At 41.0% G+C, this 11,729-nt stretch carries 7 protein-coding genes; 4 read left to right on the top strand and 3 right to left on the bottom strand.

The features are described from left to right. The first annotated feature begins 78 nt into the window (after positions 1 to 78). Entirely contained in the window at positions 79 to 1,527 is a 1,449-nt protein-coding gene (gene asnS / locus AC3ITD_RS03905) for an asparagine--tRNA ligase (protein WP_489364141.1), read from the top strand. A gap of 292 nt (positions 1,528 to 1,819) precedes the next feature. Here asnS and AC3ITD_RS03900 read toward each other — a convergent pair whose 3' ends face one another. The 3 genes from AC3ITD_RS03900 to AC3ITD_RS03890 are packed head-to-tail and all read right to left on the bottom strand — an operon-like array spanning position 1,820 to position 3,998. Further along, positions 1,820 to 3,481, bottom strand: a complete 1,662-nt coding sequence (locus tag AC3ITD_RS03900; RefSeq protein ID WP_489364139.1) for an FMN-binding glutamate synthase family protein — start codon at positions 3,479 to 3,481, stop codon at positions 1,820 to 1,822. 12 nt (positions 3,482 to 3,493) lie between these two features. Beyond that, positions 3,494 to 3,748 carry a Txe/YoeB family addiction module toxin gene (locus AC3ITD_RS03895; RefSeq protein WP_489364137.1) on the bottom strand — a complete coding sequence of 85 codons (255 nt, stop codon included), beginning with the start codon at positions 3,746 to 3,748 and terminating at the stop codon, positions 3,494 to 3,496. Further along, on the bottom strand, positions 3,741 to 3,998 hold the full coding sequence (locus AC3ITD_RS03890; RefSeq protein ID WP_489364135.1) for a type II toxin-antitoxin system Phd/YefM family antitoxin: 258 nt from the start codon (positions 3,996 to 3,998) through the stop codon (positions 3,741 to 3,743). The genes AC3ITD_RS03895 and AC3ITD_RS03890 overlap by 8 nt, the downstream gene beginning before the upstream one ends. Positions 3,999 to 4,125: 127 nt before the next feature. Here AC3ITD_RS03890 and AC3ITD_RS03885 point away from each other — a divergent pair, with 127 nt between their 5' ends. From AC3ITD_RS03885 to AC3ITD_RS03875, 3 genes are all read left to right on the top strand, one after another. Beyond that, the gene (locus AC3ITD_RS03885; protein ID WP_265799104.1) at positions 4,126 to 4,746 is read left to right on the top strand and encodes an L-threonylcarbamoyladenylate synthase; all 621 of its coding nucleotides are present in this window, start codon (positions 4,126 to 4,128) and stop codon (positions 4,744 to 4,746) included. Between the two features lie 147 nt (positions 4,747 to 4,893). Further along, a complete protein-coding gene (locus AC3ITD_RS03880) occupies positions 4,894 to 10,638 on the top strand; it encodes a lamin tail domain-containing protein (protein ID WP_489364132.1) in 5,745 nt (1,914 codons plus the stop codon). An 8-nt stretch (positions 10,639 to 10,646) separates the two neighbouring features. Beyond that, on the top strand, positions 10,647 to 11,567 hold the full coding sequence (locus AC3ITD_RS03875) for a PorP/SprF family type IX secretion system membrane protein (protein ID WP_489364130.1): 921 nt from the start codon (positions 10,647 to 10,649) through the stop codon (positions 11,565 to 11,567). Positions 11,568 to 11,729 lie beyond the last annotated feature (162 nt).

Genomic DNA, 11,729 nt, shown 5'->3' with positions numbered 1-11,729 from the left:
ATAACCGAAAATTGGATACTGCTAATTGTTAACCGATGCATTTTTTTTCCTAAATTTGCGCCTTTTACAAATAACAATATGATTAAGAGACAGCAAATTAAAGATTTATTAAAGTCGACAGCATTTGACACAGAAGTAACGGTTATGGGATGGGTTAGAACCTTCCGGAATAATCAATTCATTGCCTTAAATGATGGATCTTGCATGGGCAATATCCAGGTTGTAGTTGATTTTAATAATTTACCAGAAGAGCTGTTAAAAAGAATAACTACTGGTGCAGCTATCTCTGCAACTGGTAAATTGGTCGAGTCGTTAGGAAAGGGCCAATCAGTTGAAATTAAAGCAACAACGGTTGAGATTTTGGGCGACAGTGATCCTGAAAAATTCCCATTGCAACCAAAAAAACACAGCTTGGAGTTTTTGCGTGAAATTGCCCACTTGCGTTTCCGTACCAATACTTTTAATGCCGTATTTAAAGTCCGTCATGCTTTGGCTTTCGCGATACACCAGTTTTACAACGAGCGCGGCTTTGTTTATATGCACACGCCAGTTATTACTGCGAGTGATGCCGAAGGAGCCGGAGAAATGTTTAAAGTAACCACTTTAGATTTCGACAATACCCCTCGTACTGACGATGGGAAGGTCGATTTTTCACAGGATTTCTTCGCCCGTGCTACCAACTTAACCGTTTCTGGTCAGCTGGAAGGCGAATTAGCGGCCATGGCATTCGGACAGATTTACACCTTCGGTCCTACTTTTAGAGCAGAAAACTCAAATACTACCCGCCACCTGGCTGAGTTTTGGATGATTGAGCCAGAAGTGGCTTTTGCTGATTTGGAAGATAACATGCAACTTGCGGAAGACATGATGAAGTATGTAATTAACTATGCTTTGGATAACTGCAAAGAAGAACTGGAATTTTTAAACACACGTTTGGCTGAAGAAGATAAACAAAAACCTCAGAATGAGCGGAGTGAATTTAGTTTGTTAGAAAAATTGGATTTCTGTTTAGCTAACGAGTTCGAACGTTTAACTTATACAGAAGCGATTAGAATTTTAAAATCATCTAAACCAAACCAGAAGAAACAATTCAAATATTTAATTGATGAGTGGGGAGCAGATTTACAAAGTGAACACGAAAGATATTTGGTAGAAAAACACTTCAAAAAACCAGTGATCTTAACCGATTACCCGGCTGATATTAAATCTTTCTACATGCGTCAGAATGAGCCAGATGCCGAAGGCAGACAGACTGTAGCGGCTATGGATATCTTGTTCCCGGGCATTGGAGAAATGATTGGTGGTTCTCAACGTGAAGAACGTTTAGATCGTTTAACGAAACGCATGGGAGATATGAATATCCCACAGGATGAGTTGTGGTGGTATTTGGATACCCGTCGTTTTGGATCGGCACCACATGCAGGTTTCGGTTTAGGCTTCGAACGTTTGGTATTGTTCGTTACCGGGATGACAAACATCCGCGATGTGATCGCATTCCCTCGTTTCCCTAAAAACGCAGAGTTTTAACTGAAGCAAAAAGGATAAAAGCGAAATCCATTTGATATGAAAAATCCGTTTGAATTAATCAAACGGATTTTTTTTACTAACGAGTCGTCATTTAGAATAGAGCGCAGCAGAAGGGAAAAACCTTTTTACCTGGCAACTCTTCTTCAAAAGATTTCTCCGCTTCGCTTGAAATTACGGATAGCATTCTAATTTATCTTCATCCATCAGAACGCTATTCGACAAAAACCATCAAAAACAAAAAAAGCCAAGTTTTAAAACTTGACTCCTTAAAAAATTTCAAAAAATAGCTCAACTATATTCCTTCCTCACTCATGGTATCATTATAAGAATTGGCATGTTGATAATCAACAGCAGATACTTTATAATCGGTTGGCGCAAAACTTTTTGCTGTGCTCAGTGCCATACCCAATTCGAACCTTGTAGGATAAGGGGTTTGCAATAAACTTCCTGCAGGAATATAGGGGAATGTTTCCAGATAAGACTGCATCACATTCTGGCTTACCCTCCTGTTAATATAAGCACGACTCAACTGTGAAGGTTCGCGGAGTCCTGCCGCACCTAATAATTCAACCGCACTGGCTACGGTTAAATTATGAAAGTTTTTCACCCTCACAGTTTTATCTTCCACAACCAAACCTTTCATTAAACTTTGATCTTGCGTGGCCACACCCGTTGGGCAAGTATTGCTGTTACACTCCAAAGCCTGAATGCAACCCAAGGCAAACATCATTCCACGGGCAGCATTACACATATCAGCTCCTAATGCGATGTTCTTAACCAAATCAAATCCAGAAGACACCTTACCAGAGGCTATAATTTTAATGTGTTTTTTAAGGTCAAAACCATTCAACACATCATAAACAAAAGCTACACCCTCTCTCAACGGCATACCCACCGAGTTAGAAAACTCTTGTGGCGCGGCACCTGTTCCCCCTTCACCCCCATCAACGGTAATAAAATCAGGATAGATACCCGTTTCAATCATCGCTTTGCAAATGGAATAAAATTCGCTCTTGCGCCCGATACACAATTTAAATCCAACAGGCTTTCCGCCAGAAAGATCTCTTAACGTTTTTACGAATTCCAAGAGCCCGATTGGCGTATTGAATGCGGAGTGAGCTGGCGGTGATAAGATGTCTTTACCCTGTGGAACCAAACGAATCCGTGCCACCTCTGGTGTAACCTTTTTTGCGGGCAACATCCCGCCATGCCCTGGCTTTGCACCTTGTGATAATTTAATCTCTACCATTTTTACCTGTTCGGTTACCGCTCTTTCTGCATAGGCTTCATAATTAAAAGTCCCATCCTCATGGCGACAGCCAAAATATCCGGTTCCTATTTGCCAGATCAGATCGCCACCGGGCTGACGGTGGTAGTCGCTGATTCCACCTTCACCTGTATTATGAGCAAAGTTGCCCATTTTGGCTCCTCCATTCAATGCTAAAATGGCATTCTGACTTAAAGAGCCGAAACTCATCGCTGAAATATTATAGATACTGGCAGAATATGGTTTCTTACAATCTGGCCCACCCACCAACACACGTGGATCAGAATCAAGCTCGTGATGGGAAATGGCAGCAATACTATGGCTTAACCATTCGTAACCATTATCATAAACGTTAAGCTGCGTTCCAAATGGAATAGTATCGTTATCTTTTTTAGCACGTTGATAAATCAAAGACCTGTTTAGCCTGTTATAAGGTGTACCGTTCGTATCACTTTCCACAAAGTATTGATAAACTTTTGGCCTTAATTCCTCCATGAAATACCTCAACCGCCCAAAAACCGGGTAATTTCTTACAATACTATGTTTGGGTTGATATAAATCATAAATGCCGAGGATTACAAAAGGACCGGTGAAAAGGAAAGTCCACCATAAAAACGGATGATAAAGGCCCAACATAATGGTAAGGGCAACTAAAAATGCTGCAATAGCAACGAAAGCTTTTCTCATGTTTTGTTCAAATTAGGTATGATATCTACATTGCAAAATAATAATAGCTGAATTTTCTACCTTGTAAACCAGTCTGTGTTCTAAATTTATTCTTCGAGACCACCAACTCGAGTAATGATGTTTTAATGGTTCAGGCTTTCCTGTTCCTTCAAATGGTGTACATTCAATTTCTTTTAATAATGCATTGATTTTTTCCAGAATAGCTTTATCAACCTTTTGCCAATACAGATAATCCTCCCATGCAAGATCAAGAAATAATTTATTCATTATCAAGCAATTCTTGTGGCTTAGCTAAGCCCTTTTCATAGTCTTTTAAACCCTGCTCTAATCGCAAAGCATTTTTTGGACTCCTTAATAAGTAAAAAGTTTCCTGCATGCTATCATAATCTGCTTTTGATAATACCACCACATCTTCGCCCTTTGCACGTGTTACAAACAAAGGTGTGTGATCAGAAAAAACTTTATCGAGGTAGGTTTTTAAACTTTGCCTGAATGAGGTATAGTTTGTGATTTCCATTTTTATTCTTTTATACATCAAAATTAAAAATAATAAAACGGCTGTACAAATTTTTGTACATATTTAGAATTTTTATGATTAGACCATCTCGTAAACAACTAACGTCATTATTTGTTATTTTTACGCTATGCTTATTAAGATCTATCCAGAAAACCCAAATGAAAAGGCCATTGAACAGGTGGTTGAAGTGCTTAAAAAAGGTGGTTTGATTATTTATCCTACGGATACCATTTACGGTTTAGGTTGCGATATTACCAATCCCAAGGCGATCGAAAAAATCGCCCGGATTAGAGGAATCAAACCAGAGAAAGCTAATTTTTCTTTTATTTGCCACGACCTGAAACACATTTCTGATTACATTAAACCGATTGACAACACGACGTTTAGGGTATTGAAAAAAGCGTTACCTGGTCCCTTTACATTTATTTTCAATGCCAATAATAATGTACCCAAGTTATTAAGCTCTAACAAAAAAACTGTTGGTATTCGGGTGCCAGATAATAATATCGCCCGCTGCATTGTAAAGGAACTTGGCAACCCCATTTTATCAACTTCAATCAAAGATGATGACGACGTGGTTGAATATTCGACAGATCCTGAATTGATTCATGAGAAATATGAAAACTTAGTTGATTTGGTAATTGATGGAGGCTTTGGAGACAACGAAGCTTCAACAGTAATTGATTGTACCAATGGCGAATTTGAAGTTATCCGTGAAGGCAAAGGCAACATTGAAGATTTTTTATAAACACCATCGTTGATGTGAGCGCAACGTATTAAGTAAACATAAATTATTCCATATAAAATCTATTTTTCCACATTCTGGCGAATTAACATTAAGTTAAACTGACTATTAGGCTTTTGCATATACATTGTTCTAAACAAAACAAACTATATGAAAAGACCTTTACTTCTCATTTTATTCCTTTTATTTTCCTTTCCAATTTTCGCTCAGGTAACTTTGACAACATCTCCGTATGTTGAAAATTTTAATGGAATTGGAACTGGATTACCTAATGGTTTCAGCATTAGATTAAGTTCAAATGCAACGAGTTTAGGTACAGCAGCAGCGTTAACAACCGCTCCGACTGCCTGGAACAACGCAACAGGAGCCTTTAAAAACTTCGCTTCAGCAACTGGCTTAACCTCAGCAAGTAGCACCACAGATCAAAATGCTGCAACAAACCGCAGCCTGGGAGTCAGGCAAACAGGTGCTATTGGTGACCCGGGAGCAGCTTTTGTATTTCAGATTGCAAACACAACAGGGAAATCGGCACTTAAATTAAGTTTCGATTTACAATCTTTAGATAGTTCTTCGCCAAGAGCTGCAGCCTGGGTGGTAGATTACGGTTTTGGAGCAAGCCCAACAACCTTCACCCCTGTTACGAGTACCGGAACACTAGTTACCGGCGGAAGTACATTTTCAAGCAATGCCATTACGGTAGATTTTGGTGCAGCTTTAGACAATAATGCCGGGCCAGTTTGGATCAGGATTGTTACCCTTAACGCAACAACAGGGTCTGGAAACAGACCTTCCTCGGCAATAGATAATTTTAACCTTACATTTACTTCGGGTAGTGCGGTAGTGCCAACCCTTGCCGCTAATCCAAATAACCTTTCATTCGGAAATCAAAACGTAGGTTCAGTTTCTGCATCGCAATCTTATACCTTAAGCGGAGCCAATTTAACAGGAAACGTGAGTGTGAGTGCGACTGCCCCGTTCTCCATCTCTAAGGATAATAGCACATTTAGTAATTCGCTTAGCTATACCGCTGCAGAACTTACCTCATCTCCATTAGTTTATGCCAGATACAGCCCCACTGTGGGCGGTAGTACAACTGGTAATATCGTAAATACAAGTGCTGGCGCATCAACCGCAAATGTTGCGGTAACCGGAACTGGCCAGACATCAATTTTAACCGTTGATAAAACCTCATTAGATTTTGGCAATCAGAATGCAGGTACAAATTCTGCTCCTAAAACCTTTGTTTTAAGCGCTACAGGCTTGACTGATGCAGTAAATCTGACTGCAACTGCACCTTTCACCTTATCAAAAGACAATGTAAGTTTTAGCGCTGCCATTAGTTATTCGGTAGCAGAATTAACTACAAGTAAAACAGTTTATGCTCGTTTTAGTCCTACAGCAGCAGTGCTTTCAAATGATAATATTTCGGTTTCAAGCACAGGTGCTGGCACACAAACTATCTCGGTAACCGGAACGGGAACAACACCGCCCGCCGCCCCCACTCATGTAGTGATTTCGGAGGTATATGGTGGCGGAGGAAACACAGGTGCAACTTATAAAAATGATTTTATCGAACTCTATAATCCAGGCAATACTTCAGTAAGCTTGACAGGGTGGAGCATTCAATATGGCGCTGCAACTGGAACATCGTGGCAGGTTACGCCATTAACAGGCAGTATTCCAGCTAAAGGGTTTTTCTTAATTCAACAGGCAGCTGGTGCTGGTGGAACAATTAATTTGCCAAGCCCCGATGTAACCGGAACCATCAATGTGGCTGGAGCGGCGTTCAAAGTAATTTTGAGTAACGCGACTGCTCCTTTAACAGGTGCAAATCCATCCGGCGCAGCCGTTGTAGATAAAATTGGTGTCGGCCCAACTGCAACCGGATTTGAAACCACGCCAACTGCTGTATTGACTAACACAACATCAGCAGAAAGAAAAGCTACCGCAACTTCTACTACAACTACTTTAGCCGTTGGTGGCCCTGAAGAATTTGATGGAAACGGATTTGACTCAGACAACAACAGCACAGATTTTGTAATTACAGCACCAAATCCTCAAAACTCAAGTGTAAAAGAACCAACGGGTGCAAACCATGTGGTAGTTTCCGAAGTTTACGGTGGTGGAGGCAATTCAGGTGCCATTTACAAGAACGACTTTATCGAACTGTATAATCCAACGCTCTCAGCAGTAAATTTAACTGGCTGGTCCGTTCAATATGCAAGTTCAACAGGTACGAGCTGGCAGGTAACCACACTTGCAGGAAGCATTGCTGCGAAAAGTTTTTATCTCATCCAGCAAGGTGCCGGAAGTGGCGGCACCACGAATTTGCCCACACCTGACCGGATTGGTTCCATAAACATGGCTGGTGCGGCTGGCAAGGTTTTATTAAGCAATGTATCCACTGCACAAACTGGCGCAAGCCCCACCGGAACACAAATTATTGATTTTGTAGGTTTTGGAACGGCAAATGCCTTTGAAGGTTCAGGGCCAACAACTGCTCCATCAAATACTTCATCCATTGAACGTAAAGCAACGGCAACTTCTGATGCGACAACATTGGGCATTGGAGGAACTGAAGAATTTGCTGGTAACGGGTTTGATAGTGATGATAATACCTTTGATTTTGTGGCTAAAGTGGCGAATCCTCAAAATTCGACCGTAACCGAACCCGCTTCAACTGCTGGCCCTTACTTAATCACTACACCTAAAACCCTTGCATTTAGTAATCAGGCGATCAACACCATTTCAGCATCAAAAAGCTATGTTTTATCTGCCGGAAATTTAACTGCCGCAACTACACTTACCACAAGCGCACCTTATGCGATCTCAAAAAACAACATCACTTTTACGAATACCTTATCTTACACTGCGGCTGAATTAACTGCCAACCAAACGGTTTATGTGAGCTTTAGCCCAACGGTTGCCGGCAATACCACTGGGACAATTTTGCATACCAGTCCTGGGGCAACCGCTGTTTCTTTGGCACTTTCAGGACCTGCGATTGATCCAAATCAAACCGTTTTTAATTTCGAAAATTGTACAACAGTTGGAAGTGCTGCATTATCTGACGGCTTTTACCAATATAGCGTTACCGGACCTCAAACCTGGGGCTGTACAACTACTTTCGGTCACGATGCAAATGATGCTACCGGTACAGCCAGCGCTGGAAATGCCTTGCAAATAAATGGTTTTGCCAGTGGAAATATCTTGAATGAAGATTGGTTGATCTCTCCGGCGCTTAATTTATCAACCATGAATTATGCGGTGCTTTCCTTCTGGACAAGATCTGCCTTCGCAGGAGATAAATTGCAGCTAAAAGTTTCTACCAATTACACCGGAAGTGGGAATCCTGCTTTAACAACGTGGATTAATTTAGATGGCAAGTTCCCGGAAACAGGTTCTGATATCTGGACAAAATCAGGAAACATCGATCTTTCAGCCTACAAAGCTACTCCGGTATATGTAGCTTTTGTTTACAATTCTACCACTTCATCGGCAAGCCGCTGGACAGTTGATGATTTTGCGGTGGTCAGTTCAAATACTCCACCACCAGTAGATATCACCACTTCTACAACGAGTGTTAATTTTGGTTTCCAGGCTGCAGGCACCACCTCGACAGAGAAATCATTTACATTTTCTGCAGGTAACTTAACGGGAGATGTTACGGTTACTGCTCCGGCCAACTTTAGTATTGCAAACAGCAGTAATGGTACTTTCGGCTCAACACTAACCTATAACAGGGCCGCAATTAACAATACCTCCCCTACTGTTTACGCCAAATTTTCGCCTACAGCAGTTAACACCACTTATTCTGCAAATCTAAATATCGCTACAGCAGGTTCGGCTACGAAAATGGTCAACCTGGCTGGAAATACTTTTGATGTGGCAAATACTTTAGAAGTGGTGAACTGGAACATAGAATGGTTCGGTAGTCCGGCACAAGATCCGGCAAACGATACACAACAGGCAGCGAATGTGAAGACAATAGTCAATAACATCAATGCAGATATTTATGGCTTCGCCGAAGTGGTGGATACCACTTTATTTAGAAATACCGTTTTGCCTGCGGGATATAATGTTGTTTTCAGCTCCTTCGGTTCTTATGCTGATGATAAACAAGATATTGATTATCCGCTGGCACAGAAGCTGGCTTTTATGTACCGTACCGATCTGGTAAAACCGATTAGAACTTTTGGCGTACTGGAAGACACCTATAATCCTTCCATTCCATCAACGAGTGTAGATGGAACACCTTACAAAAACTGGTCATCGGGTCGTTTTCCTTTCGCAATAGAAGCAGAGGTAACCCTTAACGGCAAAAAGGAAACGGTTTATTTTATTGAAATCCATGCAAAGGCGAACACAGGAACTCCAGCCGAACAAATCGATTCTTACAATAGAAGAAAAGGTGGAAACCTGCAATTGAAAAACTGGATCGACGCTAATTTGGCTGGCAAAAAGGTAATCATTTTAGGTGATTTTAATGATATACTTAATCCGGATAAAACCATTGCACCGATGCCGGCTGGAACAGGAACTTCGTATGCTGATTTTACCCTGGATGCTGCTAATTATTCCCCTATTACCTTGCCTTTGAGTTTAGCCGGCAAACAATCTACCACAGGTTTCAATACCGTGATAGATAATGTAATCCTCACGAAAAGCTTGAATTTGAATTACATACAAGGAACGGCAGAAGTTTTGGATGCCGTTAAAAATCTGGTAACCAATTATAGTTCAACCACAACCGATCATTATCCAATCAAATCAAGGTATCTTTTCGGAAACGGCGCTCCTACCCTGAGCCCAATTGCCAACCAATCATCTTGTTTCACCACAAGGAACAAAACTATTGAGTTAAGCGGAATATCTGCTGGTCCGGAGACTACGCAAACCACCACGCTAAGCATCACTTCTGATAATCCGAATTTATTCGATGTGTTAAGTATTGCGGCCAGTGGAATGGATAAAGGAACCATCACTTATCGTTTTAAAAATAATGTAAATGGTTCGGGAAACATTACAGTAACCGTAACAGATAATGGAGGAACCGACTATGACGGCATCAATACAGTAAGCAGAACGTTTAAGTTGACGGAGCTTTCTGCAGCTACGGCTACCATTTCTGGCAATACTGCCGTTTGTTTAAATGGTACTTTACCTGCAATCACATTTACAGGTGCAAATGGTACGGCACCTTACACCTTTACTTATAATGTAAACGGTGGCGCAAGCAGAACAATAAGTACTACAGGAACAAATGCTTCTGTTGCGGTATCGGTTCCAGTGAATACAGCTGGAAGCTTTGCCTATAATTTATTAAATGTTACAGATGTAAACTGTGGTCAATCGCAAACGGGAACAGCTACCGTAGTGGTAAATCCGCTCCCAGTTGTTGCCATTACCGCGAATAAAGCGCTTTCTATTTCAAAAGGTGATGCTTTAATTCTTAGCGCAACTGGCGGAAACCAGTACAGCTGGACGGGTGCCGATATCATCAACGGTCAGGTGAGTTCATCCGTAACGGTACGCCCTAGGCAAACGGGAATTTACAAAGTAACCGTTACCAATTCAAGCGGTTGTGTGAGTGAGCAAACGATCACCATTACGGTTGCGGATGATTATAAACTGGAAGCCAGCACAGTAGTTACCCCTAATGGCGATGGGTATAACGATAAGTTTATCGTGAAAAACATCGATTATTATCCAAATAACACGGTTAAGATTTTTGATAAAGCTGGTCGTATTTTATACACTAAACAAGCTTATGCCAATGATTGGGATGGAATGGTAAATGGAAGTCCGCTGGAGGAAGGAACTTATTACTACATTATTGATTTAGGTTCTGGAATCGGCACTTTTAAAGGTTACATTAATATTATTAGAGACTAATTACAGACATGAAAGCAATTACAAAAAACTTAAAGCAAATGCGTCGCGTAACGTTTCTATTTGCAACTGGGTTATTTATTTTCAGCACAGCGAAGGCGCAGATCTTACCTTTAAATGCTCAGTATTTTCAAAACCGCTATTTAGTAAACCCATCAATGGCAGGTATTAACGAAGGATTCAATATCAATGGAAGTTTCCGCAAACAGTGGTCGAATATTCCCGGTGCACCCCTCACGCCGAGCGTAACTTTAGATCAGCAAGTTGGAAAAGTAGGTTGGGGCGTTAATGTTTATAACGAAAAATCTGGCGATTTACAACGCACAAAGGCCGTAGGAACTTTTGCCTACCATTTGCCTTTAAGTGATAAGGAACAGCAACTGAATTTCGGCGTTTCCTTTGGAGTAAGCAGAGATCGATTAGATTTAAGCAGCATCAGAAACAGCGATATTAACGATCCATCAATTGCCCGTTTCAACGATCGTGGATCTTATCTTGATGGAGATTTTGGCGTTTCTTATACCTCCAAAGGATTAACAATAGAAGGCGCCGTTCCAAATATGCGCTCTGTTTTTAGAAAGGATGATTTAAACTATGCCAATAAACCTACTTTTTATTCGGCTATAGGATATAAATTTAGCCTTGGTGAAGGAATGAACGGTATAAGCCTGGAGCCAAAAGGGGTTTTCAGAGGAATTAAAAACTATAAGAACTTGTGGGATGCGGGTGTAAATGCCAACTTCGCCAACGATAAACTGTATGTAATGGCCATGTATCATAACACGCAAAATGCAACGGTCGGCTTCGGCGTAAACTACAAATCGTCTCTATATTTTATGGCCTACTACAACACAGCAACTTCAGCCATTAGCGGCTATACAGATGGCGATTTTGAGGTGAACATTCGGGTGAATATCGGAAAGAAAAAATAACTAGAGTAGCATAAACAAAAAATTTAGCCACAGATTCGCAGATTGAAATCTATGATTCTGTGGCTTTATTAGTTTATTCTTTGCCAGTGAAAGGTAGAAGGCACTAGAAACTTTTCGCTAAAAGGAACCCTTACAAAGCAGAGTCCTCCACTCCTCGCTAAA

The organism is Pedobacter sp. KH_004, from assembly GCF_057840755.1.
The sequence above is the reverse complement of the archived record's forward strand: the minus strand, read 5'-3'. Positions and strand labels throughout refer to the sequence as shown.